The organism is Actinoplanes sp. M2I2, assembly GCF_023544445.1.
Classification (GTDB): domain Bacteria; phylum Actinomycetota; class Actinomycetes; order Mycobacteriales; family Micromonosporaceae; genus Actinoplanes.
Map to the genome: position 1 here is coordinate 163,268 of NZ_JALPVJ010000011.1, position 26,531 is coordinate 189,798.

Annotated in this window: 25 protein-coding genes; 18 read left to right on the top strand and 7 right to left on the bottom strand. The window is 70.0% G+C overall.

Annotation, left to right across the window (positions count from 1 at the left end):
• Positions 1–13 precede the first annotated feature (13 nt).
• From HJC40_RS23810 to HJC40_RS23825, 4 genes are all read left to right on the top strand, one after another.
• Entirely contained in the window at positions 14–763 is a 750-nt protein-coding gene (locus HJC40_RS23810; RefSeq protein ID WP_250003610.1) for a TnsA-like heteromeric transposase endonuclease subunit, read from the top strand.
• A complete protein-coding gene (locus HJC40_RS23815) occupies positions 760–2,829 on the top strand; it encodes a Mu transposase C-terminal domain-containing protein (protein ID WP_250003611.1) in 2,070 nt (689 codons plus the stop codon). The genes HJC40_RS23810 and HJC40_RS23815 overlap by 4 nt, the downstream gene beginning before the upstream one ends.
• Positions 2,826–3,833: a TniB family NTP-binding protein gene (locus tag HJC40_RS23820; protein ID WP_250003612.1), complete on the top strand. Its 1,008-nt coding sequence runs from the start codon at positions 2,826–2,828 to the stop codon at positions 3,831–3,833. The genes HJC40_RS23815 and HJC40_RS23820 overlap by 4 nt, the downstream gene beginning before the upstream one ends.
• A 292-nt stretch (positions 3,834–4,125) precedes the next feature.
• A complete protein-coding gene (locus HJC40_RS23825; RefSeq protein ID WP_250003613.1) occupies positions 4,126–7,638 on the top strand; it encodes a hypothetical protein in 3,513 nt (1,170 codons plus the stop codon).
• Between the two features lie 3 nt (positions 7,639–7,641).
• Here HJC40_RS23825 and HJC40_RS23830 read toward each other — a convergent pair whose 3' ends face one another.
• Positions 7,642–8,184, bottom strand: a complete 543-nt coding sequence (locus HJC40_RS23830; protein WP_250003614.1) for a DNA-binding response regulator — start codon at positions 8,182–8,184, stop codon at positions 7,642–7,644.
• Between the two features lie 220 nt (positions 8,185–8,404).
• Between HJC40_RS23830 and HJC40_RS23835 the strand changes: the two genes are divergently transcribed.
• On the top strand, positions 8,405–8,674 hold the full coding sequence (locus HJC40_RS23835; RefSeq protein WP_250003615.1) for a hypothetical protein: 270 nt from the start codon (positions 8,405–8,407) through the stop codon (positions 8,672–8,674).
• Positions 8,675–8,689: 15 nt separating this feature from the next.
• Complete coding sequence (locus tag HJC40_RS23840) at positions 8,690–9,469, top strand: hypothetical protein (protein ID WP_250003616.1); 780 nt, start codon at positions 8,690–8,692, stop codon at positions 9,467–9,469.
• A gap of 184 nt (positions 9,470–9,653) precedes the next feature.
• Here the strand turns inward: HJC40_RS23840 and HJC40_RS23845 are convergent, their stop codons facing one another.
• Positions 9,654–10,646: a hypothetical protein gene (locus tag HJC40_RS23845; protein ID WP_250003617.1), complete on the bottom strand. Its 993-nt coding sequence runs from the start codon at positions 10,644–10,646 to the stop codon at positions 9,654–9,656.
• Between the two features lie 418 nt (positions 10,647–11,064).
• Between HJC40_RS23845 and HJC40_RS23850 the strand changes: the two genes are divergently transcribed.
• The 5 genes from HJC40_RS23850 to secD all read left to right on the top strand — a co-directional run bounded on the left by HJC40_RS23850 (position 11,065) and on the right by secD (position 15,685).
• Positions 11,065–11,433, top strand: coding sequence for a hypothetical protein (locus HJC40_RS23850; RefSeq protein WP_250003618.1), 369 nt, complete (start codon positions 11,065–11,067; stop codon positions 11,431–11,433).
• A complete protein-coding gene (locus tag HJC40_RS23855; protein WP_250003619.1) occupies positions 11,430–11,687 on the top strand; it encodes a hypothetical protein in 258 nt (85 codons plus the stop codon). Before HJC40_RS23850 ends, HJC40_RS23855 begins: the two co-directional genes overlap by 4 nt.
• Positions 11,688–12,149: 462 nt before the next feature.
• On the top strand, positions 12,150–12,587 hold the full coding sequence (locus HJC40_RS23860; RefSeq protein ID WP_250003620.1) for a phosphotransferase: 438 nt from the start codon (positions 12,150–12,152) through the stop codon (positions 12,585–12,587).
• A 93-nt stretch (positions 12,588–12,680) separates the two neighbouring features.
• Positions 12,681–12,974, top strand: coding sequence for a hypothetical protein (locus HJC40_RS23865; RefSeq protein WP_250003621.1), 294 nt, complete (start codon positions 12,681–12,683; stop codon positions 12,972–12,974).
• A gap of 392 nt (positions 12,975–13,366) precedes the next feature.
• Positions 13,367–15,685, top strand: coding sequence for a protein translocase subunit SecD (gene secD, locus HJC40_RS23870; RefSeq protein ID WP_250003622.1), 2,319 nt, complete (start codon positions 13,367–13,369; stop codon positions 15,683–15,685).
• Between the two features lie 319 nt (positions 15,686–16,004).
• Here the strand turns inward: secD and HJC40_RS23875 are convergent, their stop codons facing one another.
• The gene (locus HJC40_RS23875) at positions 16,005–16,568 is read right to left on the bottom strand and encodes a dihydrofolate reductase family protein (RefSeq protein ID WP_250003623.1); all 564 of its coding nucleotides are present in this window, start codon (positions 16,566–16,568) and stop codon (positions 16,005–16,007) included.
• A gap of 64 nt (positions 16,569–16,632) precedes the next feature.
• Positions 16,633–17,121: a GNAT family N-acetyltransferase gene (locus HJC40_RS23880; protein ID WP_250003624.1), complete on the bottom strand. Its 489-nt coding sequence runs from the start codon at positions 17,119–17,121 to the stop codon at positions 16,633–16,635.
• A 57-nt stretch (positions 17,122–17,178) separates the two neighbouring features.
• On the opposite strand from HJC40_RS23880, the gene HJC40_RS23885 reads away from it, so the two are divergent.
• Positions 17,179–18,312 (top strand): winged helix-turn-helix domain-containing protein, encoded by a 1,134-nt coding sequence (locus HJC40_RS23885; RefSeq protein ID WP_250003625.1) that lies wholly within the window; start codon positions 17,179–17,181, stop codon positions 18,310–18,312.
• 12 nt (positions 18,313–18,324) lie between these two features.
• Here the strand turns inward: HJC40_RS23885 and HJC40_RS23890 are convergent, their stop codons facing one another.
• Complete coding sequence (locus HJC40_RS23890; protein ID WP_250003626.1) at positions 18,325–18,882, bottom strand: TetR/AcrR family transcriptional regulator; 558 nt, start codon at positions 18,880–18,882, stop codon at positions 18,325–18,327.
• Positions 18,883–19,029: 147 nt separating this feature from the next.
• Between HJC40_RS23890 and HJC40_RS23895 the strand changes: the two genes are divergently transcribed.
• Positions 19,030–19,866, top strand: coding sequence for a chlorophyllase (locus tag HJC40_RS23895; protein WP_250003627.1), 837 nt, complete (start codon positions 19,030–19,032; stop codon positions 19,864–19,866).
• Positions 19,857–20,720, top strand: a complete 864-nt coding sequence (locus HJC40_RS23900) for an LLM class flavin-dependent oxidoreductase (RefSeq protein ID WP_250003628.1) — start codon at positions 19,857–19,859, stop codon at positions 20,718–20,720. The genes HJC40_RS23895 and HJC40_RS23900 overlap by 10 nt, the downstream gene beginning before the upstream one ends.
• A gap of 7 nt (positions 20,721–20,727) precedes the next feature.
• Here the strand turns inward: HJC40_RS23900 and HJC40_RS23905 are convergent, their stop codons facing one another.
• Positions 20,728–21,252 carry a 2'-5' RNA ligase family protein gene (locus HJC40_RS23905; RefSeq protein WP_250003629.1) on the bottom strand — a complete coding sequence of 175 codons (525 nt, stop codon included), beginning with the start codon at positions 21,250–21,252 and terminating at the stop codon, positions 20,728–20,730.
• A gap of 155 nt (positions 21,253–21,407) precedes the next feature.
• On the opposite strand from HJC40_RS23905, the gene HJC40_RS23910 reads away from it, so the two are divergent.
• The 4 genes from HJC40_RS23910 (at position 21,408) to HJC40_RS23925 (ending at position 25,773) form a co-directional block, all read left to right on the top strand.
• Positions 21,408–22,520 carry a sensor histidine kinase gene (locus tag HJC40_RS23910; protein WP_250003630.1) on the top strand — a complete coding sequence of 371 codons (1,113 nt, stop codon included), beginning with the start codon at positions 21,408–21,410 and terminating at the stop codon, positions 22,518–22,520.
• Entirely contained in the window at positions 22,517–23,128 is a 612-nt protein-coding gene (locus tag HJC40_RS23915; protein ID WP_250003631.1) for a response regulator transcription factor, read from the top strand. The genes HJC40_RS23910 and HJC40_RS23915 overlap by 4 nt, the downstream gene beginning before the upstream one ends.
• A gap of 115 nt (positions 23,129–23,243) precedes the next feature.
• Complete coding sequence (locus HJC40_RS23920; protein WP_250003632.1) at positions 23,244–24,086, top strand: sigma-70 family RNA polymerase sigma factor; 843 nt, start codon at positions 23,244–23,246, stop codon at positions 24,084–24,086.
• A gap of 34 nt (positions 24,087–24,120) precedes the next feature.
• Positions 24,121–25,773: a DUF885 family protein gene (locus HJC40_RS23925; RefSeq protein WP_250003633.1), complete on the top strand. Its 1,653-nt coding sequence runs from the start codon at positions 24,121–24,123 to the stop codon at positions 25,771–25,773.
• Here HJC40_RS23925 and HJC40_RS23930 read toward each other — a convergent pair.
• Complete coding sequence (locus HJC40_RS23930; RefSeq protein WP_250003634.1) at positions 25,748–26,518, bottom strand: alpha/beta fold hydrolase; 771 nt, start codon at positions 26,516–26,518, stop codon at positions 25,748–25,750. The two genes, HJC40_RS23925 and HJC40_RS23930, sit on opposite strands and share 26 nt — an antisense overlap.
• Positions 26,519–26,531: the final 13 nt, after the last annotated feature.

Here is a 26,531-nt window from a genome sequence, read left to right on the forward strand (position 1 = left end):
GGGAAGGCTGCTGATGTCCAGCCTCCTCACGACCGCGCCGCAGCAACCACCCACCAGCGCCCACGGTTGTGTGGTGCGCCACCGCGATCCGGTTCGCGGCGACACCGACGAGTCCCTGACGCTCGCGATGGCGCAGCCGTTCGAACACACCCCACCGGTGGCGCCGCTGCCGGTGTACAAAGGCCAACGCAGCCCGCCGGGCCACTACTGGTCCGCGCGGCTGGGCGATCACGTCAGCTACCGGACCCGCCTCGAACGCGACACCGCCATGGTCCTCGACCACGACAACACGGTGCGCGCCTTCGCGAGCCGCCCGTTCACCCTGTCCTGGACCGGCCCGCACCCTCCGCGGGCACACATCCCCGCATTCTTCGCCCGGCGCGTCGACGGCACCGGCGTCGTCGTCGACTGCCGCTCCCGCAACACCGCAAAGCCCGACGACCCGGCGGCGAACACCGCGATCCGTGACGCCTGCGCGTACGCCTGCTGGGATCACCTGCTGGTCACCGGGTACGACCCGGTGTGGATCGAGAACCTGCGGTGGCTGGCCGGATACCGCCATCCCCGCCACCACCACGACGGCGTCGCACAAGGCCTGCTCACCGCGTACGACCGGCCGGGACCGCTGATGGCGACGGCGACCGCCGTCGGAGATCCGCTCGCCGTGCTGCCGGTGCTGTATCACCTGTTGTGGAACCAGCGGCTGCACGCCGACCTCACCCTGCGCCTCGACAGCGTGTCGATCGTGAGCGTGCCCCGGTGAGGCAGGTACTGCACCTCGGCGACCAGGTCCGCTACGAGGACCGCGAGTACCGGGTCGTCGCGCTCACCGGCACCCATCTGCGCCTCGCCGGCGCCGACGACACCACGATCGCGGTGCTGCTGACCCACCTGCTCACCTCCGACGGCTTCGCACTGCTCAACGCCGCGCCGGTCCCGGCCGTGATCAACCCCCATCTCGACGACCTGGACACTCCCACCGCCGACCTCGCCCGCCAGTGGGAACAGCACATCATCGAAATGGAGACCGGCCTGCCCCTCGGCGCCGGACCCCACGCCCAGCCCCGCCCCGAATACGACCCGGCCACCACCACCCTGACCGAACGCTGTCACGCCAAGGCCCGCGAGTTGACCGCCCTGGGCTGGCAGGCCAGCCCACGCACGATCGACCGGATGCGCCGACGCCTGCGCACCACGGGCGACCCCCGCGCGCTGACCGACGGCCGGGCCCGCCGGCCGGTCAGCATGACCGGCGACACCGACCCCCGGGTCGTCGAGGTGATCCGGCAAGCCCTGCAGGCCGAGGTCCCCGACTCCACCGGCACCAGGGACCGGTTCCGGTGGCGCGTGCAGCAGATCATCACCGACCGGTACCCCGACGACCCGCCACCCGTGCCGGCCAAGAGCACCTTCAACAAACTGCTGCGCACGATGACCACCGGCACCTACACCTTCGACGCCGCCGTCACCCGCAGAAACATGGACAACCGGCCCGCCGGTGGTTTCACCACCCTGACCTTCCCCCGCCCCGGGCAGGTCGTGCAGATCGACACCACCACCATCGACGTCCTCACCCACCTCGGCGACGGCGTCGCCGAACGCGGCGAACTGACCGCCGCCGTCGACGTGGCGACCCGGACGCTGTGCGCGGGCATCCTGCGCCCCCAGGGCACCAAAGCCATCGACGCGGCGCTGCTGCTGCCGAGGATGCTGGTGCCCGACCCGATGCGGCCCGGCTGGGACGACGCCCTGCGGATCACCCACTCCTGCCTGCCCTACGAGCGGCTGATCGGAATCGACGACCGGATGCGGCTGGCCGCCGCGAAACCGGCGATCTACCCGGAGACGATCGTCTACGACCAGGGCAAGGTGTACGTCTCCGCGACCTTCGTGCAGGCCTGCCGCCGGCTCGGTATCTCCCTGCAACCCGCCCCGCCGGGCACACCCACCTACAAGGGCGTCATCGAACGGACCTTCGGATCGATCAACACGTTGTTCTGCCAGTACGTCGTCGGCTACGTCGGCCGCGACACCACCCGGCGCGGCGCCCGGATCGCCGACAAACCGCTCTGGAGCCTGGCCCAACTGCAGGACCTGTTCGACGAATGGGTCATCGCCAGCTGGCAGTCACGCCCACACGACGAACTGGCCAGCCCGGACACCGGCCGCCGCCTGTCACCGAACGAGATGTACGCGACCCTCGTCGAGGCCGCCGGCTACGTGCCGGTGATGCTGCGCGGCGACGACTACCTCGAACTGCTCCCCACCTTCTGGGCGACCATCAACGACTACGGCGTGCGCTGGTCCGGCCGGATCTACACCACCCGCGGCCTGCCCCGGCGCCAACCGTCCGGTGTCACCGCCCAGAAGAACAAATGGCAGGTCGCCTACGACGAGTACGACATCACCCGGATCTGGGTCCGCAACCACCACGGCACCGGCTGGTTCACCCTCGACTGGACGCACCGGGCCATGGTCAACGCCCCGCTGGCCGACTTCACCTGGCGCCACGCCCGCCGTAAAGCCGCCACCATGGACAGCACCGAGCCGTTGGAGACCCGTACCGCCCGGGTGCTCAATGACCTGCTGCGCCGCGCCGGCCAGGGGCCACCGGACCAGCCGCCGTCACCGGGCACGGCCCTCACCCCCGATGAGCGCCGCGTCGTCGGCCGTACCCGAGCCGGTGCCGCCGCCCACCGCCCGACCCTCGACGACCCGCCTTCGGACGGCATCGCCGACGAGCACGACGACGCGAGCGTTGAGGAGCCGCCGGGTGCACCGTTCGGTACGTTCGACGCCGCCGACCACGCCCAGCGGTGGCTGCCATGAGCCCGTCGGACCTGGTCGCCGAACGGTTGGTCCCGACCACCTGGGAAGGCTGGTTCCACTGGGCGCACCACCAGATCCCGAAACCGCAGCCACCCGCCCGAGACACACCCGCGGCCTGTGAGCGCTACGACGCCGACCGGCTCGACTATCTCGGCAAACCGTTCGTGCTCGAGACCCCGACGATCCGCACCGTCATGACCGCCGTCCGCCGGCTGCTGATTCTCAACCGGCACGCCACCTCAGCGCGCCGCGGCCTGATCCTCGAAGGCCTCGGCGGCACCGGCAAGAGCACCTCGGTCACCGAACTCGGCCGCACCCACCACCTCAGCATCGACCTGCGCCACCCCGGCCACGACCGGATCCCCGTCGTCTACATCACCGTGCCGGCCCCCGCCACCGCCAGGATGATCGCCGTCGAGTTCGCCCACTTCCTCGCCCTGCCCGTCAGGTCCCGCGCGAATATGCCCGACATCACCGAATCGGTGTGCCGGACCCTCATCGACGCGCGCTGCGACCTCATCATCGTCGACGAAATCCACAACCTCAACATCAACACCACCCACGGCGGCGAGGTCTCCGACCAGCTCAAATACCTCTCCGAACGCATCCCCGCCACCTTCGTCTACGCCGGCATCAACGTCCGCGACAACCTGTTCACCGGACCCCGCGGCCAGCAACTGGCCAGCAGATTCGCCCTCGTACCCACCCGCCCCTTCGCTTACGGCACCGCCGGCCAGCGCAAGGAATGGGAGACCATGGTGGCTTCCTTCGAAGCGGCACTCTGCCTACGACAACACCGCACCGGCACCCTGGCCCGCCACAGCGAATACCTGTACACCCGCACCAACGGACGAATCGGAAGCCTGTCCACCCTCGTACGCGGCGCCGCCATCGACGCGATCCTCACCACGAAGGAACGCATCACCCGCGACATCCTCGACGACCAACTACTCGACCACGCCGCCGAGAACCCTGGAGCCGCCAAGAACGGTCAGTCCGCCTAAGAGTTCCTAACAGGTCTTGGACTGGCCCACTTGATCAATCGGTGCCAGCAGATCGTGGTGCAAGCGAAGTTGATTAGCAGGGTCCCAGCGACCGACCAACCAAGATCAATTTAGTGCCCGGCTGAGTCATCAGCATCGTTACAGTGGGGGACTCCCGTGCGAGGGTAGGGACCGTATCACCGGTGCGTTCGTAGAAGACTTTCAGATAGGCGACGAGCGCTACGTCGGGCGCGAATTCCGGCGGGCGTCGGGAATATTCCATTCATGTTGCCCTCCACATAGATTGTCAGGCATGCGCCTTCTCGTGGACCCCGCGAAGTGGAAGCAAGGGTTGCACCCTGACCAACATCACCTTCTAGACGAACTCGAAGAACACCTCGCTGGCGGATCCCGCCGCCTCGAACACCGCGAGTGGTTCGGCGGCGGTCGCAGCGGAAACCCAGTCGCGCGCGTCGTGGATGCCGACAGGGCCACCCAGCTCGTCCTCAAGTTCTTCGCATCACGGCATCGAGCTGAACAGTTCACTCGTGCCTTGGTTCCCGGCAATACGTTCGTTCAGCAGCACCTGACCCAGGCTGAGGGGCAACCGTTCCGTATCGGGAACGACGACGCACGAGCTGTATACATGCGGATCGCCGGTGGCGATCTGAGTAGCTATCAGCAGATTGTGGCGCTACGCAACCGTAATCCGCCCAGCGTCATCGACTACGGGATGATCGTCAAGTCGGTGATCAGCAAATGGAACGATCAGGCCCCAAACCGCAGGCTGAGTACCGTCCGGTCGATGGTCGCCCACATCGTCGGGGACCGCCGGGGCCGAGTCGATCGCTGGATCCGCGCCAACATCGATCCTGACAACCGGGACCCACTCTCGTTTCTCACCGGCGGGCCCAGCCGCTGGGTAATGGAGGACCTGCTTATCGGCAGGGCGCACGGCGACCTGAACGGCCGCAACATCCTCATCTGCACCGATCCCACGGTACGAACCGACGATTTCCAACTCATCGACTACGACCACTACTCAGAAAATGCACCTCTGGCCCGTGACCCGATGCACCTGCTGGTGGCCCTCGCGCTCGACGACTTCACGAAGTTCAATCACGAGCCGTCCGCACGACAGGACCTCATCAAGGTCATCGTCGATCCCAACCGGACGGACGTGGCCGACAGCGTCCAGTACTTCAGCACCATCAGCCGGACCATTCATTCGGCCGTCGTGGACGCTCTCTCGGACGGCGGAGGTGGCCTCGGCAAGGAATGGCGGCAACAGTGCCTGCTGGCCCTCGTCGGCGACGCGCTGCTACGGGTCGGTCGTAAAGCTGCAGACGATCGTCCCGAAGAATCTCGTCGCTGGTGTTACGACCTCGCGGTGGCCGCAGCCGCGAGATTCCGCGACCGGTACGGCGACGAGTTCGCGTCGCAGACCGTCGCGCTCCCGCCTCGGGGCGGGATCGTCAACCGGTTCTTCCAGCAGGACGCCCTCGCTGATCGATTCACCCACGGACCGTATGGCGTCCTGTCAGTCCAAGGTGAGACCGGTGCCGGGAAGACCAAACTCGTCGATGCCGTTATCAAGACCCTGCAAGCGCAGGACGACAGTTCGCGGCGCCCTCGTTTCGGTCAGCGTCACGTCACCCCAGACTATCGGCTCGACGTCGCCACGCTCATCGAACTGATCGGCGGCGAACCGGCCCCCGCCGGAGGCCGACCTGGAGCCGCGCTGGTGCGGCTCGAGAAGATACTGAACACATCATCGGGACCGATCGTCATCGTCGTCGAAGCTGCCGAGAACCTTCTCCATCCGAACGCCCACCGGCTTGTCGACCTCGGTCTGGACGAGGCCTTCACAATGCTCAACGCCCACGAGGCACATCAGGTCTCGGTGGTCCTCGAAACCATCGAGGGAGAGTCGCTCGAAAAGGCGGTGTCCTGGCCGGCCGCGGACACGATCACGGTGCCGGCCCTGTCGACGGAGGAGTTTCTCGACCTGCTCCGGTCGATGGATCGGGACGACCGGCTCCGACTGGGCCGCCTGAGCGGCGACGAGCAACTTGAACTGGCGCAACACGCGGCAGGCGTCCCGCGGATCGGTGAACTGATGTACGCGACTGTGTGCCAGGCCAATGTTCCGCTGTCCACAATTCTCGCGGAGCTGCCGGCCCACACCTCGGCGCCTGCCTACCTCATTCAGACCCTGCTCGACGATCGCACACTCGTGAGCCAGGTCATCACGGCGCTCGCGGTGTTCGGCACCCCGGTGCCTGTCCTTGCGGTACAGGCCGCGCTGCCCGGCGTCTCGCCGGGAAAGGCAAGGCAGATGCTGGTGAACCTTCACGCCGACCACCTGGTCAGATGCGATGGGGACCTGTACTACTTACCTGCTGCGGACGCTGCGACCGTCCTCGATCAGACGGCGCCGGACGTTCTTCGATCGATGTCCTACGCTTGCACGAAGGCGCTGCAAGACTGCTTGGTGCACACACCGCGCACCCTGTCAGATCTTCGTTACCATTTCGCGCAGCTTCGCATAGTGCTGCGTACCGAGGACTTCCCGTTCGCGCACAGACTGATCTCCGTTATCGACAACCATCTGCAAAACTGGAGATGCAACGCGCTACTGCTCGAGCAGCGACTCGCCGTTCGTGGCCGGTACGGAAATTCGGAGCTCGAGAGGGTCAACGAGAACGCTCTCGGCGGCATCTACCTCACACTCGGCGATGTCGAGGAAGCGGACGTTGCCTACGGACAGGCCCGGAGTCTGGCCGGACCACAAACCGACGCGCGCGACATCGGGCGGCAGCAGGTGAATCTTGGAAACCTGCACCTGGCGATGAACAACATCGACATGGCGCGGGTCAACTACGAGTACGGGCTGGCCGAGGCGACCAAGGCCGGTGACTCGATCGGACGGATGGGCGCCCTCACCGGCCTAGCCGATTGCCACCGCCGCTGGGGTCAGTTCGCCGAGGCTATCGAATGCGCCCGCAAGGGTTTTCGTGTCTACGGGACGCAGGAGTTCGTGGATCACGACGATGCGGTCACCGATGGGCCGTTACTGGGGGTCGCGCTGGCCGCTCGGCTGTCGTACTGGCACGCCGAACTAGGGAAGACAGAGCCAGCCTGGCACTGGCTGCAGAAGATCCTGAGCATGCATGGGAGCAACAATGCTTCCCACCGCGCTACCTACCTGGACACCCGAGCCGACCTGCTGCTGTTCGAGGGACTCCGGTCGGGCACGGTCGACCGCGCGATCGAGGAAGCCGGACAGGCGATCGATCTCGCCTTCGACGTGCAAGACCGAGCAACCCTGCGGCAGGCTCGTATGACGTTGTGCGTCGCGCACCTGCGCGCCGGACGCCCAGCCGAGGCGAAGACGGCGATCACTCGCGCGAGCTGGCACCGGTCGCGCGGCCAGAATCTCGTCGTGCCTGCACTGGCCGCGCTGGTCTGCCGGATCACCAAGCCGGCGTCCGCCGAAGAGCTGTTCAGGGACCTGTTGCAAGAGACCGACGACCGCATCCGCAAGGACACCGACTCCTGGTCTGCGCCGGACGCCAAGCCATTGGCCCCCCGACCCGGAGACTTCGTTGCCCGGCACATACAGGGTTTCGCGAGATGCGGTCTCGTGCTCGCCGGCCGAGTCGACCTGGCCGCCGCCATTGAGTCGTTCGAAATGCCCGGCATGAAACGACCCGAGCCTGCACCCGGCTTGAACTATCGGATGGAATTCATGCTTACACGCCTCGACGAGACCGGTCCGCGACGCGGACTCCTCCAGCCGGTGATCGACGCTCTCAACCGATGAGGATCAGATCCAGCCCCGATCACGCGCCAGCATGATCGCCTCAACCCGGCTGCTTACGCCGAGATCCCGATACAACACGGTCAGCAGCCGGAACATGGCGCGTTCGGAGTAGCCGACCTGACCGGCGAGCTCGGCTACGGTGCCGCCCGTCGCGAGCTTTCGCAGCCATCCGATCCGATCCGGCGACACCACGGGCGTGTAGCCACCCGGCCCGGCGATCGCCAGCGACGCCAGCACCTCCGCGGGCACCACCGCCTGACCTTCCATGGTGGCCGTAACCGTACGCCGTAGTTCCTCCCCAGAGATGCTGCGCGGCAGCACCGACCTGGCACCGGCGCGCACGGCGCGCACGCCCTGCGCGGCCGACGCGGCGTCGATGAGCACGATGAGCGGCAGCGTGACGCGGGCATCGCGCAGCCGGGCCAGCAGCTGCCACTGCGGCTCGCCTACCAAAGTCAGCAGGATCAGGGCAGAGGTACGGCGGCGGGCCCAGCCCACGACGTCGGCGGGTGTCTCGGCCCGGTGCCCGGCGGCCGCGAGCACCATGGCGACACCCTCCCGGTACAGCGGAAGGGGATCGACGACCGCGACGCGTGCCGTGGTTTGATCCCTCCTCCGGTTGTGCCCTCAGCATCGAGGATCATCTCGCACCGGCTCTGATCCACCCGATCGCGACACGACCCCGACACAACCTGTCAGGTTCGTGCCCGGAGATTAGTCATGGACCGGCACGGAGGTCGTACCTACCGTTCGGAAGGGGGTACTCATGACTTACGACACCAACAACGAGAACTATCCTCACCTGAGGCTCTCGGATCCCAGTCTGCGGGCCCTGGCCGCAGCGATGACCGTCCTCCCGTCCGAGCAGATGCGACAGTCCATCGAGGCGGCCGCTCAGGCGATGCCCCGATCCGGCGACGATGGCAAGGTCGACCCGTACTGGCTGTACTACGAGATACGCCAGATCCATCCGGAGGTGACAATCGACCAGGTTGCCTGGGTCCTCCTGGCGCTGCTCGAAAGTCCGCAGCAGTAGTGGCAGAGTCGGAGGATGAAAACCAACCCCTGGCGTTCACGAGGACTGGTCGTTCTCGGGGCTATGTCCTTCGTGCTTGCCCTGGGTGCCTCGGTCGTCGGGATCGTGGTGCTCGCCCGCTCGCCGTCAACGGGTACGTCGTACGAAATCGGACGATGGCTGCTCCAACTGGCCACAGTACTCGCCGGCGCCGGCCTGATTACCGCCGTCTTACGCCAGGTCGAGGTCACCAGGGCGAAACGCGATGCGTGGACGCAGATGCTGCAGGACCTCGTCGTCGCGCAGGACGCCATCGAGAATGCGTGCCTGCGGCTAACGTCTAACGCCAATGGCGAGACATACGCGGACCTGATCGAGAGATGTCGTGAGATGCGCTCGATGCTCCGGCGCGTCATCGCGCTGCCGGAGGTGTCCGACTCCGAGAACAACCTGCGGCGCCAGGCTCAACGGATGCGCCACTACCTGAAGCCACTGATCCAGGAGTACGAGAAGCACTACCTGCGAATCGCACGACAGAGTCTCCTCGACGACAAGGTTCTCCTCGCCCAACTGGATGAACTCGCGAAGGACCCCAGTTCCAACGCAGTGACGACGCTGCCAAAGGAGCTCCTCCGGCCGTCGGGCGTCGGCGAGATCGTCATGAACCCGGCAGAGTTCCCGGCTCTAACCGCCTGCCTCCAAGACTTCGAGCCGCGCGAGGGCGAGTTTAGGCAGGCAAGCGAGATCGACCGCGCCTACGAGTCTGTGAAGGCAAACCTTCGAAGCAACGCGGGGGTCTTCATTCCCCGACGATGACGAACCCAGACGATGACGAACTGGCCCGCCCTCGCCGGGCATCAGGCCGTTCCCAGCACGCGCCGCAGCGACTGGATGTCAGTGATCTAGACGCCTACAGGATAGGGCGATCTCGTTCCTTCGAGTACTTCCTTCATCCGCCAGGGCCCGAGCGGTAGGACCACGCGAAGCCGCTGAGTGCTGCTCAGGCCGCTGCCGCCTCGATGGTGGGCAGCGCATCCTCCAACCGGCGGAACAGCCGGGCGCCGTCCGGCACCTTGCCCTGCACCCTCATCAGGTAGCTGGTCATCTTCTTCTCACCGACGACGATGTCGGCGTAGGCGCCGGCCGTGCACAGGAAGAGGGTGTCGTTGAGATCGTTACGGTGCCACTTGTCGTCGGCGTTGGACACCCGCAGGTGCACCAGTTCCCGGAACCGTCCGAGCATCGGAACCGCCGAGATGTCGTTCTCGGCGCGGAGGGACCACCACTGCTGGAACTCCTCGGTGCTCCAGCCGGCAACGAGAGCTGCCTGGGCTATGTCCTGGATGAAGTCGTTCAGTGCCCGCACCCGGGTCATCCCGCGCAGATGCTGGCGGGCCTGAGGAGTGTTCCGCACGTGGATCGCGAGCTCCTGGAAGGAGTTCGCCCACTTCTCCGCTCTCTCCGTACCGATGTCCGACACCGTCGGCTCCGGGTCGACGAAGGTCTCCAGCAGCGCCTCGGCCCAGGTGATCCGGTCGAGAAGTCCCTGGAGCTCCGCGGGCAGCGAACCGTCCAGGCAGTCCGCGGGCCGCTGGCGGTTCCTGTCGTCGGCCCACAGGGCGTGGGGATTGAGGGTGAACACCTGGGACTTGCCGAGAGCAGCGGGCTCGGCGCCGAAGAGGTGAAGCAACTCGTGGGCTCGTGCCCGCAAGGGGCTGATCATCTGCCACCCCTGGGAGTACTTCATCATCACCTGGGCGACGTCCCGGCGCTGCCGGCCGGCGTTCTTGGCGATCTCGACAAGGTGGGCTCCGGACACCGGCAGGATGATCTGTCGGGCCTCGACGAGTTCGGTGATCCGGCGGCAGACCCGTACGCGCTCCTCGGAGATCTGCGAGGAGCCGATGCAGTACCGGGCGAGGTCAATCCAGTGGTTCTGATCGAGGTACACCACCGGCCGCTCCACCGTGGCCAGCAGCGTGCCGATCTCCATCGTGAGGGTGATCCCGCTGGTCAGTTCAACCTCCAGGGATGACGTGCGAGGAACGAACACGGACTCACGAATGGAATCGTGTCCACGAGTCGTCCCGGTGTTTCCTCGTACGGTCTGCCCGTCGGTGCGAGTGATCTCCACCTGACCGGTAGCAGGAATGTGCTTGATCGCGGCGATGGGGAACATGGGATGCTGTAGGCCCAGTTCAAGCGGTGGCTTCACGGACATCCGACCATGAGACCATGCGGCTCCACCCCTGTGACAACGCGTTTTATGCCGCCTCGCTTCGAGGTGACGACGATCCGCGACTGCGTGCGGTGGCCGCGGCGTGTGCGGCGGGGGTCAGCTGGGGACGAGGTTCACCGCCCGGCCCTACACTGCTGGAGCCGCTGCACCCTCGTCGGGAAAGGATCGTCGCGTGGCGTCCGGTGCTCAAGAACCCGCCAGATTCCGTCACCCGCACTGGCTGCCGCCCACCGTCCTGACGATCACGTTTCTCATGGCCGCCAGCCTTGCCGCCTGGCTTACTGGTGCCGGTCTCGACGCCGCCGACAAGATGAGCAGTGTCATCGCGATAGTGATCGCCGCAGTGGCGGCCGTTGTGACGGTGGTGCTCTGGCTGCGCCGCCGAAGCCAGCCGGACGCCGACATCCGGTGGGCGGACGCCGATCTGGTCGCCCGTGCCGGTCCCGACCGCCCGGACTGGCCGGCGGCGTGGCCTGGCTATCGGTTCGACCGCGCCGGCGATGCCGTCATCCGGGTGTTCGGCGGCCCGGACCCGCCGTGATCGACGGCTTTCCCGCGACCATGAACGGCTGCGCGCATCAGCTGCTCTTCATCCGGTGGTGGGCTCTCGGCGAGCACCGGGTGACGGCCCGGCTGATGTCGATGCCCGACCTGATCCCGATGTCACATCCGGTTTCCGGGACGTCCGGTTGGTTCGCCTCGCACGGATGCGCCCAACCTGCCTGGTCCAAGCCGGACAGCGAGATCCTCGCCGACGTTCAGGTCACCTGGCAGGTCTGGGTTCCCGCCGCGTGACCCGACAGCCTCCATCAGGTCGTCCGTCACCGTCACGCCGAACTTCCTGGGCATCTGCTGGTCCCGCCGCTGGTGAGAGTGCCAGTCCATCGGCATTCAGCGGCTGTGAGCACCGGCCAAAGGCAGGACCAACGCGCAAACGGCCGTGGCGCACACCATCCATTGCCGCCGGTTGTCGATTCCAACATCACCTCTGGATAAAGTTAATGCGCCCATCGAGCACTTCTAAATTTGACAGATTCGCAGAGCCAAGAGGCCAAGTTTGGGCTCTGCCTATCTGTCAAAACCCAGGTAGGAGCCTTGACCATTCGCCAGATACACGGAGCCAGGACACCGGTGGTGTCCTGCTCAAGATTTCCGGCAAGCGGCTCTGGTACTTGGCAAGGCCGGCCGTGTAGCCGTGCACGATGGGACCGACCCCGAAGACCGACGCACACGCCTCAGCAGAGCAAGTGCCGGATGATGAACCCAGCTCGACGCAGGTCGACCGCGAACAGGGGCACCCTAACGCCGGAACTGGCTGCCTCGGACCGGGTCTTCCTCGCCAGTACGTTGAACCGCATGCGACGAGCGGTCACGGAGAGCGGCCGGCCCGAGCAACTCCTGCACGGCGAACCCCATCCCGGCAACCTGATCTCGACCCGGACCGGCCCTCTTTTCATCGACTTCGAGACGTGCTGCCGCGGGCTGATCGAGTTCGACCTGGCCCACGCGCCCGACGACGTCGGCGACCACTACCCGGGTGCCGATCACCGCCTGCTCAAGGATTGCCGGACCCTCGTGCTGTCCATGATCACGGCGTGGCGCTGGGATCGCGACGACCAGTTCCCCGACGGCCACCGACTCGGCATCGAGTGGCTGAGCCAACTCCGGACGGCAACGAGCAATCTGGATGGGTGAGCCACCTCGCTTAGGCACGACGCGGCGCACGCGCTTGAATCAGCGGGCGACCCTGGCCACCCGCGGATGGGGTCGAACGGCAGGAGGCGCTTGATGAGCGAAGCGTTCTACTCGCACGCGAGGCTGTACGACCTGATGTTCCCGGGCGGCGGGGCCGCAGCCGACTTCTACCGGGCCGAGGCCGATCGGCAGGGCGGGAGCGTGCTGGAGCTCGGGTGCGGCACCGGGCACAAGCTGATCCCCATCGCGGCCGACGGGCACCAGAAGCCACCGGGAGCCCTGATCGGTGGGTGTGACTCGGCGCGGTACGTTGGGCCGGGTCGGAGAGGGGACCGGGCGTGTGGGTTGAGCGGTGGGCGCGGCGGGCACGGCATGCCGCCGTTCTGACGCTCGTGCTGAGTGCCGCCTGGATCGCCCTGGCCGGTGTGGGCCGCGGCGAGTGGTCCTCGGTGGATGAATCGCCCCGCCCCGCGATGGTTGCCGCGGTTCCGTACTCGGTCATGCCGGTGCTCCCGGAAGCTCACCCGGTCGGCAAGCCTCTACGCGGCGCGCTGTTGCTGTTCGTCGCCTCGGTCGTTGCCTTCCTCTTCGGTGTTCGACGGCGGGTCGAGTGGCCGGCCACCGCGGGGACGGCCTCAGCCGCGACGCCTTCGATGCTCCTGCACGCGTTGAGAGGCCGAGCACCGCCACGCCTGCCGGCGTAGCAGTGTCCTGTTCTTTCACCCGCGGTGGCGCCCTGTAGCAGCCGCGCGGGCCTTCTGCGTTGAGGAGCATCCGAAATGTCGCGCGCCATTGTTGTGCGCGCGGTTCTGGCCCTGGTCGTGTTGGCGGTGTCGGGGTGGCTTCTGGCCACCCGGCCGCCCCGGCTCGGGCTGGACCTGCGCGGTGGAACCCAGATAGTTCTCGAAACCCGTGATGGCGAGTTCGCCCAGGCGAACCCGGCTACCACCGATGAGGCGCTCGAAGTGTTGCGCCGCCGCGTCGACGAGCTCGGTGTGGCCGAGCCGACCCTGGCCCGCTCCGGTGAGCGGCGCATCATCGTCGAACTGCCGGGCGTGACCGAACCAGCCGAGGCGGTACGGGTCATCGGCCGCACCGCTCAACTGAGCTTCCGGCCGGTCCTGGGTGCCGCACCCACGCCGTCGGCCTCGTCGTCGGCCCCGGCCGCCCCGACGCCGGCAACGCCTGCGGAGATCGTGCTTACGTCGGAGGACGGGCAGCCCCTGCGGCTGGGACCGCCCGCCCTCTCCGGGCAGCAGATCGACGGCGCCGCCGCCACCCTCAGCGAGTTCGGTGCGTGGCACGTCAACCTCGACTTCCGCGGCAACGGCGGTGAAGCGTGGCGGAAGCTGACCGGTACGGCCGCCTGCGCACCGGTCGGCGACCCGGCCCGGCGGGTAGCAATCGTGCTCGACCAGGAGGTGATCTCGTCGCCTCAGGTTGAGGAGGACGTCGCCTGCGACGCCGGCATCAGCGGCGGCCGCACCCAGATCACCGGATCGTTCACCGAGGCAGAGGCGAAAGACCTGGCCCTGCTCGTCCGCGCCGGCGGCCTGCCGGTCCCGGTCGAGATCATCGAGCAGCGTACGGTCGGCCCGAGCCTGGGCAAGGCGGCGATCGACGCCTCGGCGCTGGCCGCCGTCATCGGGATGATCGCCACGATCCTGTTCATCGTCGCCGTGTACCGGCTCGTCGGCGGCGTCGCCGCCATCGCGTTGATCTGCTACGGCGTCATCTCCTACGCGGCACTACTGGCCATCGGCGCCACCCTGACGCTGCCGGGCCTGGCCGGGTTCGTCCTGGCGATCGGCATGGCCCTCGACGCCAATGTGCTGATCTTCGAACGGGCCCGGGAGGAGTACGCCGCCGGCGGGCAACGGCGCAGCCTGCGTACCGCCCTGCGGTCGGGGTTCGCGAACGCCTGGTCGGCGATCGCCGACTCCAACATCACCACCCTGCTCGCGGCCGGACTGCTGTTCTTCCTCGCCTCCGGCCCGGTACGCGGATTCGGCATCACGCTGTCCATCGGCGTCGTGGCATCGATGTTCACCGCGCTGATACTCACCCGGGTATTGGCATCGCCCCTGGTCAACACCCGCTGGCTGACACGCCGGCCAGGTTGGAGTGGCCTCGCCGGCATCGGCTGGGTACGCCGCAAACTGGAAGCCCGCGAGCCCGACATCATGAAGAGCCGGCGCCTGTGGCTGGGCGTCTCGGTGGCGGCCACCGTGCTGGCGTTGGCCGGCATCGGGGTGCGAGGCCTGGAACTGGGCGTGGAGTTCACCGGAGGCCGACTGGTCGAGTACGCCGCGACCACACCCTTGTCGGCCGACGACGCCCGCACCGCCGTGACATCGGCCGGCCTGGACCGGGCGGTAGTCACCACGTCCGGCGACGGCAACATCAGCGTCCGAGCCGGCAACTTCGACGAGGCAACCGAAACCGACGTACGCTCCGCGCTGGCCCAGGCCGGCGGCGGCGACATTCAACGGCTGCGGGACGAGAAGATCGGGCCCACCCTCGGCGCCGAACTACGCCGCAACGCCCTCATCGCGCTGGCCGTCGCCCTCGCCGCCCAGTTGGCCTACCTGGCCGTGCGGTTCCGCTGGCAGTGGGGCGCCGCGGCCGTGCTGGCGATGGCCCACGACGTGCTCGTGCTGGTCGGCGTGTTCGCCTGGCTGGGCAGGCCGGTCGACGGAGTCTTCCTCGCCGCCCTGCTCACCGTGATCGGATACTCGGTCAACGATTCGGTCGTCACCTTCGACCGCATCCGGGAACTGGTCAGGGCCAAGGACAACGACCGGACTCCGTTCGCCCGCCTGGCCAACACCGGCTGCCTGCAGACCGTGCCACGCACGGTGAACACCGGCCTGGGTGCGATCTTCATCCTCACCGCGCTTGCTGTGCTCGGCGGGGACTCGCTGGTGGACTTCGCCGTGGCGCTACTCATCGGTATCAGTGTCGGCACGTACTCGTCGGTGTTCCTTGCCACCCCGTTGGCGGTGGTATTCGAGTCGGGGCGCAGCGGTCTCGTCGCCCGGCACGGACGGCGTGCATCCCGTGCCCGAGCGGACCTGACGACACCGAACCCTTCATGAGAACCGCCGCCCGTCCCGGCGTCCTTGCCGGGGCGGGCGGCGGTTCGGCTCCTTCGCCGGAGGATGCGGTCAAGTCGACCGAGGTTGCCGTGGCCACCGGTGTGGTGCGGGGTCAGCCTGGCCGTCGGCTGAGCCGCTCGGCCCCGGCACCGAGCCGGGCCCGGCGGTGGAAATGCGGACCCCGCGTGCGGCCCGGTGGGCGGGGAGCACGGGTTACCGCTGAACCGCTACCCGTTGGCTGAGGCCGCCGCGGCCCCGGAGAAGTCCTGATCGGCGTCGCCTGAAGTCCAACCGGCGGCCACGAACGCCCGGAACAAGGTCACGCCCTGACCGGGCGGTAGCGCACGCTCAGCTCGGCCGTCGGGTCGCCGGCGCCGACCCGGTGCAGGTAGTGCGGGCGGGCGCCGGGCAGGTCGAGCAGCCGGACGCCCTGGCCGAGCAGCACCGGCGCGATGTGCAGGTCGATCTCGTCGATCAGGTCCCGTTCGAGCAGCTGGGCGCCGATGGTGGGCGACAGCACCTCGACGTTGGCGCCGCCGGCCGCGGCCAGCGCGATCCGCACCGCCTCGGCCACGTCGCAGTCGAGGAACGTGACACCGTCGGCCGGTTTCGCGTCCTCGGGGTGATGGGTGAGCACGAAGATGGGCCCGGTCCAGGCGCCGCCGTAGACGGCGTTCGGGTCGGGGAAGCTGTCCCAGCCGCGCCGCCCGCCCAGGACCGCGCCGGTGGTGGCCACGTACTGCTCGATCAGGCCCGGCTGGGGTGAGATACCGGTCATCATCCAGTCCATGTCGTCGTCCGGGCCGGCCACGAACCCGTCCAGGGACATGGTGAAGTGCCAGAGCACCTTGCCGTCCGCGGTCTGTGCTGCGATGTCGCTCATCGGTGTCTCCTCTACCGGCGGGTTGTCCTGTCAGTAGTGAGACGGCTCCGGCCGCGGAAACTCATCAGTGCCGGGCGTACCGCAGCTGGTGGGTCAGCTCGCCGCCCATCGGGGCGTCGCGGGTGGTGCCGTCGGCCAGCCATCCGGCCTTCTCGTAGAACCGGCGGGCCCGGGTGTTGCCCTCCAGCACCCACAGCACCGCGCGCGGGCCCAGGTGCGGCAGCGCGTCGTCCATCAGCGCCCGGCCCACCCCGGTGCCCACGTGCCCGGGCTGGACGTGGATGGCGTACAGCTCGGTCACGCCCTCGTCCTCGCTGGGGCCCAGGTAGCTGAAGCCGACGATGCCGTCGTCATCGACGGCGACGGTCAGCCGGTGGGTGTCGGCCTCCCACCGGCGGCGTTCGGCCCACCACTCGCCGAGGGCCTGCTCCGAGCCGAAGGTCAGCGCGTCTGGGCCGACCAGCCCGGCGTAGGCCGAGGCTCGGGACCGGTGGTGCAGGGCGCCGACGGCGGGCATGTCGGCATCGGTGGCGGGGCGCAGGCGTACGGTCACCCGCCCGACGGTATCGGGGCCGGGCGCGGGGGCCTGCGGCGGCCTATCTTGATGATCGTGACTGTGCGGGTACGGGTCGAGGACGCGAGGCGGATCTGGCTGCGGGCGCAACGGCTGAGCACCGCCGAGCCGTTCGGGGCGGGGCCGCAGGCGGTCGCGGCGGCGGTGACCCATCTGGGGTACGTGCAGATCGACACGATCCACGTCATCGAGCGCGCCCACCACCACATCCTGTTCAACCGCATCCCGGCCTATCGGCGAGCCGACCTGCGCCGGGCGCAGAGCGTCGACAAGAGCGTGTTCGAGACGTGGACGCACGCCTTGTCGTACGTGCCGGCCGCGGACCTGCGGTTCTTCCTGCCGCAGATGCGGGAGCTGCGGACCGGGCCGTGGCACCGCAACGCCGGCCCGCAGGACGTGCGGCGCGTGGTGGCCCGGGTGCGCGAGGGCGGCCCGCTGACGATCCGCGACATCACCGACGACGTGCTGGTCGACAAGGACTGGGCCTGGGCCAGCCGGAAGCCTTCCAAGCTGGCCCTGGAGGTGGCGTTCACGTGGGGGCTGCTGACGGTCAGCGAACGGGCCGGCATGGTCAAGACGTACGAGCTGATGGACCGGCACTTCGGCTGGGACAAGCCGCCGCGCCCGGCCACCGCGCGGCAGGAGCTGGCGTACCGGCTGGACCGGGCCCTGCGCAGTCAGGGGGTGGTCAGCCTGGCGTCGGTGTGTTTCCACGCGCCCCGGCTCAAGCCCGCGGTCCGCGACCTGATCGGGCAACGGGTCCGCCGCGGGCAGCTGGTGGCCGTGGACGTCGCCGGCGTCGAGCACTGGGCCACCCCGCAGACCCTGGACATCATCCCGCCGGCGCCGGAGGTCGCCGCCGTCCGGTTGCTGTCGCCGTTCGACCCGCTGATCATCCAGCGGGACCGGCTGGAGTTGTTGTTCGGCTACCGGCACGTGTTCGAGGCGTACGTGCCGAAACCGCGCCGGCGGTACGGCTATTTCGCGCTGCCGGTGCTGGCCGGTGACCGGATCGTCGCCGCGATCGACCTGAAGACCGACCGGGCCGCCGGCCGGCTGCTGGTGCAGCAGTGGACGTGGGTCGGCGACGGCGACGAGCGCACCCACCGCGCGGTCGTCGACGCGGAACTGGAACGCTTCGAACGGTTCCAGCTCGAACCGCCCGGCTGAGAACCGCCCGGGTCACGGCTGCGGGCGCAGCCCGGCGATCAGGACCTCGACCATTTTGCGGGCGTCGTAGCGCACGTCGTGCTCGGCGCCGATGCACAGGTTGCCGACGCCGCGCATCAGGGTGAGCGCTTCCACGTCGGAGCGGATCTGCCCGGCCGCTGCGGCCGCGTCCAGCAACTGCGCGCACACCGGCACCAGCCGGTCCAGGAAGTAGGCGTGCAGCGCCTCGAACCCGGCCTGGTCGCCGCGCAGGACGGCGGCCAGTCCGTGCTTGGTGACCAGGAAGTCGACAAACAGGTTGATCCAGCGGCCCAGGGCCGCGTACGCGGTGGCGCAGGACTCGAGCAGGGCCGGCCCGGCCTGCGCGCAGGCCTCCACCTGGTGCCGGTAGACGGCGATGATCAGATCGGCGCGGGTCGGGAAGTGCCGGTAGATGGTGCCCATGCCGACGCCGGCCTTGGCGGCGATGTCGCGCACGGGCGCCTCGACCCCGTCGGCGACGAACACCGCGGCGGCCGCGTCGAGCAGCGTCTCCTCGTTGCGCCGCGCGTCGGCCCGCTTGCCTGCCACCGTCGTCCCCCGTCACCGCAGCGAAATGCTGTTCCGCTTACCAGCATGCCAGAGGCGGCATCCGGTCGGCCAGACGGCACTTGCCAATCGGAACATCGCTCCGTATGTTTGCGGAACAAGGTTCCGATTAGCAGACGGGAAGCAACCATGGACGCCATCATCTCCGTCAAGCCGGTGCGGCTGGCCGCACCCGGGCGCGGCGCCGACCTTCAGGTACGGGTGTCCGCGCCGGTCACCGGCACCGGCCTGCCGGTCGTCGTGTTCTCCCACGGGTTCGGGTGGTCGCTGGACGGCTATGGCCCGCTGGCCGACCACTGGGCGGCCGCCGGGTTCGTGGTGGTGCAGCCCACCCATCTGGACTCGCGCACGCTGGCTCTGCCGCCCGAGGACCCGCGGACGCCCGAGATCTGGCGGATCCGCACCGAGGATCTGCTCCGCGTGCTGGACCACCTCGACGAGCTGGAGAGCGCCGTGCCCGGGCTGGCCGGGCGGGCCGACACCTCCCGGATCACCGTGGCCGGCCACTCGTGGGGCGCCCAGACCGCGAGCACCCTGCTCGGGGCGGGCGTGCGCGGCCCCGGCCGGCCCGACCCGCGCGTCACCTCCGGCATCCTGCTGGCGGTCCCCGGCCGCGGCGGGGCCGACCTGAGCGAGTTCGCCGCCGAGCACCTTGCCTTCATGACCCCCGGCTTCGCCACCATGAGCACCCCGGCCCTGATCGTGGCCGGCGACAAGGACCAGTCCGTGCTGACCACCCGCGGCCCCGACTGGTTCACCGACGCCTACCACGACAGCCCGGGGGCCAAGACGCTGCTCACGCTGCACGGCGCGGAACACTCGCTGGGCGGCATCGTCGGCCCGGGCGCCGCCGAGACTACCGACGAGAACCCCGAGCGGGTCGCCTACCTGCAGCGGGCCACCGTCGCCTACCTGCGGGGCGAGCCGCTGCCGGCCGCCGGCCAGGGAGAGCTCGCATGGAAGTGAAGCCGACCTTCGGCATCATGACCGCGCCCATGCACGTCGGCTACCACGACCTGCTGCGGGTGTGGCAGCAGGCCGACACGATCGATGCCATCGACCACGCCTGGGTGTTCGACCACCTCATGCCCATCGGCGGCGACCCGGACGGTCCCGTTTTGGAGGGCTGGACGCTGCTGGCCGCCCTGGCCGCGCTGACCAGCCGGCTCGAGGTGGGCGTGCTGGTCAGCAGCAACCGGTTCCGGCCGCCGGCCGTGCTCGCCAAGATCGCCGCCACGGTCGACGTGATCGCCGGTGGGCGGCTGCAGTTCGGCATCGGGGTCGGCTCGCGCCCGGATCACCCGCTGGGCCGCCGCGAGTACGACGCGTACGGGCTGCCGTTCGCCGCGACCGCCGACGCCGTGACCGGTCTCGACGAGGCGTGCACGGTGATCCGGCGGCTGTGGACGGCGACCGAGCCGTTCGACTTCGCCGGCGAGCGGGTGCGGCTCACCGGCGCCTTCGCCCGGCCCGTGCCCGTACGGGTGCCGCCCGTGCTGATCGGCGGGCGGTCGGCCGCGACGCTGCGGGTGGCCGCCCGGCACGCCGACATCTGGAACATCCCCGGCGGCGACCACGACGACGTCGTGGCCCGCAGCGCCCTGCTCGACCGGTACTGCGCCGAGCTCGGCCGCGACCCGGCGGCCATCACCCGCTCGATCCACCTGGCCGCCGACCGGGAGCACCCGCACCGCACGAGGGACGCGATCAACGCGTCGCTGGACGCCGGCTTCCGGCATTTCGTGCTGAGCGTGCCTGCCCCGTACCCCGACGGGGTGGCGCACTGGCTGGCCGAGCGGGTCATCCCGGCGCGGGGATAGCGGCGGGTCAGCCCAGGGCGAACTCCTCCAGGGTCGTCCAGGACGGGCCGGGGCCGGGGCAGCCCACGGCCAGGCGCATCGAGGTCACCCGGGCCCGGACGGGCAGTTTGCCGGCGACCGCTTCGGCCGCCGCCTTGAGCTCGGCCGGGGGATGGTCGTGCCCGATGGTCAGGTGGGGGACGACCTCGTCGTAGAGGCCCTCGTAGGGCCGGGCGGCCGGGAACCGGGCGGTCACCGCGGCCGTCAGCGCCTGGAACGGCCCGCACGGCTCGGGGGCCAGCCACACGACGCGCTCACCGAACCAGCCGACCCGGTCGAAGCTGCAGAAGAACGCGGGCACCCCGGCCGCGGCGCGGCGCAGACCGGTCAGCACCCGCCGGTCGATCTGTGGCGGCGGCAGGAACGGGAACACCACGGTGACGTGGGCCGGAACTCCCCAGGAGGCGGCCTGGTCGAGGCGGTCGCGGTGGTCGGCGACGACGGGTTCGGCCTCCGCGACGGCGACGATCAGCGCGCTGTGGCTCGGTTCCATCGCCGCATTCTGCTGGCCCCGGCACCCGTACGCCAGGGGGCGGCCCTGACGAATGTCACGCCCGGCCCGGGGCCCACGATGAAGAGCATGACCCTCACCACCAGGGTCACCGCCGCGCGGGACACCGCTCGCGTACGAGCCGTAAGTTCCTCGGTATGACGGCGCAGCGCTACGGGTGGATCTTCGCCGCCGTCTGGCTGTTCTACCTCGGCGGCAACGTCAGCGCGCTGCTGGAGCAGCCCAACCTGTACTGGCGGGTCGCCGGGCTGATCTCCGTTGGGCTGTTCGCCGCCGGTTACCTGTACCTGGTGTCGCGCGGCCGCCGGGCCCCGTCTCCCTGGCGCTGGGTGCCCCCGCCGGGCCCGGCCTCGCCGTCGCGGCGGCACCTGCGGATCTGGCTCGGGATCGCCGCGCTGCTGGCCCTGTTCGGGTTGCAGGTGCCGGGCTCCGGTGACCACGCGCTGACCTGCCTGGTCTTCGTCGCCGCGCTGGCCATGGTCAACCTGCCGATCGTGCAGGCCGTGCCGCTGGCGCTGATCCTGTTCGCCGGGGCGGAGATCGCCCCGCGCGCGGTCGACGGGTGGGCCGACCGCGGCTACGGCCTGGCCGTGCTGCTCGGGTCGCTGGCCACGTACGGGATCCGGATGGCGGCCGAACGCCAGCAGCGCCTCATCGCCGCCCAGCGCGAGCTGGCCGACCGGGCGGTGGCCGACGAGCGGGCCCGCATCGCCGCCGACCTGCACGACATCCTCGGGCACTCGCTGACCGTGGTCACTGTGAAGGCCGAACTGGCGCAGCGGCTGCTCGACGTCGACCTCGACCGGGCCCGCCGGGAGCTGGCCGACCTGGAGGCCCTGGCCCGCGACGCGCTGGCCGACGTGCGGGCCACCGCGATGGGGGTCCGCGGCATCTCCCTGCCGGGCGAGATCGCCGCCGCCCGCGAGGCCCTGGCCGCCGCGAACATCGAGGCGGAGCTGCCCGGCGCGGCCGACGAGGTGCCGACCCGCAACCGGGAGTTGTTCGCCTGGACCATCCGCGAGGCGGTCACCAACGTGGTGCGGCACAGCTCGGCCCGCCATGTCCGGGTGCGGCTGGCCCCGGCCGGCGTCGAGATCCTCGACGACGGGGTCGGCTGTGACTCCCCGGCGCCGGGCGGGCAGGGATTGGCCGGGCTGCGCCGGCGGGCCGAGGCCCTGGGCGGGCGGCTGACGGCCGGGCGCCGCGACGACGAGCCGGGTTTCCGGGTACGCGTGGAGGTACCGGCATGATCAAGCTGTTGCTCGCCGACGACCAGGCTCTGGTGCGCGGGGCCATGGCCGCCCTGCTCGACATGGAACCCGACCTGACGGTGGTGGCCGAGGTCGGCCGCGGTGACGAGGTGGTCGCGGCCGCGCTGGCCGCCGGGCCCGACGTGGCGCTGCTGGACGTGGAGATGCCCGGCCTCGACGGCGTCGCCGCGGCGCGGGCGTTGCATCAGGCGATGCCCGCGGTGCGGGTGCTGATGGTGACCACGTTCGGGCGGGCCGGTTATCTGCGCCAGGCCATGGCGGCCGGCGCGGGCGGGTTCATCGTCAAGGACACCCCGGCCCGTCAGCTCGCCGACGCGGTCCGCCGGGTGCACGAGGGGCTGCGCGTGGTCGACCCGGGCCTGGCCGCGCAGTCGCTGGCCCAGGGCGACTCGCCGCTGACCGATCGCGAGTCCGGGGTGCTGCGCGCGGCCCGCGACGGCGGCACGGTCGCCGACATCGCCCGGGAACTGCACCTGTCCGAGGGCACCGTGCGCAACCACCTGTCCGCGGCGATCGGCAAGACCGGCGCCCGCACGCGGGCCGAGGCCGTACGGCTGGCCGTGGAGAACGGCTGGCTGCTCACTTGAGCATTCCCCGGCACCTTTTCTGAGAGCAACCAATCAGCAACCGTGAGTGACCTCCGGTTGCACCCGGCGCCCACAAAAGTTCCCTCCTGTCAGCAACGACAAGGGGGAACCACCGATGAACGCCACCACGACCGTCAGCCGCGAGCAGGAAACACTGATCCGCGAGAACATGGCCCTGGTCGGCCACATGGTGCGCGAGCTGCTGTTCAAGGTTCCGCCGCACGTGCACCGCGACGACCTCGCCTCGGCCGGCTACACCGCGCTGGTCACCGCCGCCCAGGCGTTCGACCCGGCCCGCGGCATCCCGTTCGGCCGCTTCGCCGCCCTGCGGGTGCGCGGCGCCCTGCTCGACGAGCTGCGCGGCCTCGACTGGGCCAGCCGGTCGGTGCGGGCCCGCGCCCGCCGCGCCGAGCAGGCCCGCCAGGAGCTCACCGCCCAGCTGGGCCGCACCCCGACCGACACCGAGCTGGCGTCGCTGCTGGGCGTCGGCGTCAGCGAGCTGGCCAACGTGCAGGACGACGTGCAGCGCGCCGCCGTGCTGTCGCTGCAGGGCTTCGCGGCCGGCACCGCCGAGGAGATGGTCACCGAGACCTCGCTCAACCCCGAGGAGATGCTGCTGCACCGCGAGCGCATCGGCTACCTGCACGACGCCGTCGCCGTGCTGCCCGAGCGGCTGCGCTTCGTCGTCGAGGCGTCGTTCCTGCGCGAGCGGCCCCTCTCCGAGGTCGCGGCCGAGCTGGGCGTCACCGAGTCGCGGGTGTCGCAGCTGCGCACCGAGGCCCTCGCCCTGCTCAAGGACGGCCTGACCACCCACATGGACCAGCAGGACACCGGCGCGGCCAAGGACGGCTGCGTCGCCCGCCGCCGCGCCGTCTACGCCGCCAAGATCGCCGCCCGTACCACGATGGCATCCCGCCTGGGCGCCACCGACCTCCAGGGCCTGCGCACCGCCGCCTGATCGGGGCCGCAGCCCTAGGGGGAAGATCGACGGCATGGACACCGCTGCCGCGCTTGCCGATGACCTGCTCGACGTTCTGGCCCGGGAGGACCCGCTCAACGAGTTCCTGCAGGGCCTGCCGGGCTACGAGCATCTCCTCAGCGACCATGACGAGGCAGCCGAACAGGGGCTGCGCCGGCGCGCGGCCGAGCTGGCCGCCCGGGCCGGGCAGGACCGCCCGGACCGGGTCACCCGGGCGGTGGTCGCCCAGCAGGCGGCCGCCCTGATCGACCGGCTCGACGCGCGGCTGGTCGAGCACACGATGGCCGACTACGTGCTCTCGCCGCTGGTGCGGCTGCTGACCATGGTGCCGGCCGTGCGCCCGGCCGGTGTGGCCCAGGAACAGGCCTACCTGGCCCGGCTCGCGGCCGTCCCCGCGTACCTGGCCGGGGTCACCGGGCGCCACCGCGCCGGGGTCGCCGCCGGGCGCACCCCGGTCGCCGAGCGGGCCCGGTACGCGATCGCCCGCCTCGACCGGTATCTGGCCGACCCGGCAGGTGACCCGTTGCGGCAGCCACCGCTGACCGGGTCGCGCGAGGCCGAACGCGACCGGTTGCTCCAAGGCACGGTCCGCCCGGCCCTGGCCGCCTACCGCGAGGCGCTCGACGCCGGCGTCGCCCCGCACGGCCGCCCGCCCGAGCAGCCCGGGTTGTGCTGGCTGCCCGACGGCGAAGCCCACTACGCGGCCCTGGCGCGGACCCACACCACGACCGGCCACACCCCGCAGCAGCTGCATCAGCTCGGCCTCGACCTCGTCGAGCAACTGACCGACGAGTACGTGTCGATCGGGTCCCGTGTGTTCGGCGTGCGGACCGCCGCCGAGGTGCAGGACCGCCTGCGCACCGACACGACCCTGCGGTGGGGTGGCGCCGATGAGGTCCTGACGGCGGCGCGGTCCTCGATCGAACGGGCCGAACGGGCCGCGCCGGACTGGTTCGGCCGCACCCCGTCGCACCGGTGCGTGGTGGAGCCCGTCCCCGAGGCCGACGCCCCCAACGCGGCCGAGGCGTCGTACAGCCCGGCCGCCCTCGACGGCTCCCGGCCGGGGACGTTCTTCGTCAACACCTACCGGGCCGGCGAACGCAACCGGTACGTGGCCGAGGCGATGGCCTTCCACGAGGCGGTCCCCGGGCACCACTTCCAGATCACCATCGCCCAGGAGCTGACCGGGGTCCCGCCGCTGCGCCGCCTGGTCGGGATCAACGCGTACAGCGAGGGCTGGGGCCTCTACAGCGAACGGCTGGCCGACGAGATGGGCCTGTACTCCGACGACCTGGCCCGGCTGGGCATGCTGGCGATGGACTCGACCCGGGCCGCCCGCCTGGTGGTCGACACCGGGCTGCACGCGTTCGGCTGGAGCCGGCAGCGGGTCCTGGACTACCTGCGGACCACCACCGTGATGGCCGACGTCGCGATCAGCTCCGAGACCGACCGCTACATCGAGATGCCCGGGCAGGCCCTGTCGTACATGGTCGGCCGGCTCGAGCTGCAACGGCTGCGGGCCCGGGCCGAACACGAGCTGGGCCCGGACTTCGACCTGCGGGGCTACCACGACCTCGTGCTCGGCGGCGGGGCCCTGCCGATGGGCGTGCTCGACGACGAGGTCGCCCGGTGGACCGCGCTCAGGGCTGAGGCTTCGGGGAGCTGACCCTCTGCAGGAACGGCAGCAGCACCGCGTTCAACCGGTCCGGGTCCTCCAGGCTGGGCAGGTGACCGGCCCAGTCCAGCTCGACGTGCCGGGCGTCGGGCAGGCGGGTGGCCAGGTCGGCGGCCAGCGCTCCGAACTCGGGCAGGTCGTGCGCCCCGGAGACCAGCAGGGCCGGGGCCGTGATCACCGCCGGGTCGTACGCGGTCTCCAGCTCTTCGGCCCCGGGCGAGGCGAGTTGCACCTCGAACGCGTGCCGCTGCATCTCGCGGACCAGCGCCCGCGCCTGGTCATCGGCGTGCGGCCCCACCCAGAACCGCACGTTGAGCTCGGTCGCCGCCTCGACGTCACCGGCGTCGAGCAACTCGTTCTCGCGCTGCCACAACGACCGCAGCTCCGGGCCGGGGGACAGCTCGGGCGAGGCCGCGCACAGCAACGCCAGCGCGCTCACCCGTCCCGGCCACCGCCCGGCCAGCTCCAGCGCGACCTGACCACCGCCGGACGAGCCGACCACCGCGGCCGGGCCGATGCCCAGGGCGTCGAGCACCCCGAGCACCTCCGCGGCGACATCGACCGGGCCGGGCGGCACCGGCGAGTCGCCGTACCCGGGAAGGTCGCAGCGCACCACCCGGAACCCGGCCGCGGTCAGCGGGGCCACCTGGGGCCCCCACATGCGCCGGTCGCACACCGTCGAATGCAGCAGCAGAACAGCCGGGCCGGTGCCGTCACTGTCATGGGATAGCGTCATCGACGCGCACGTT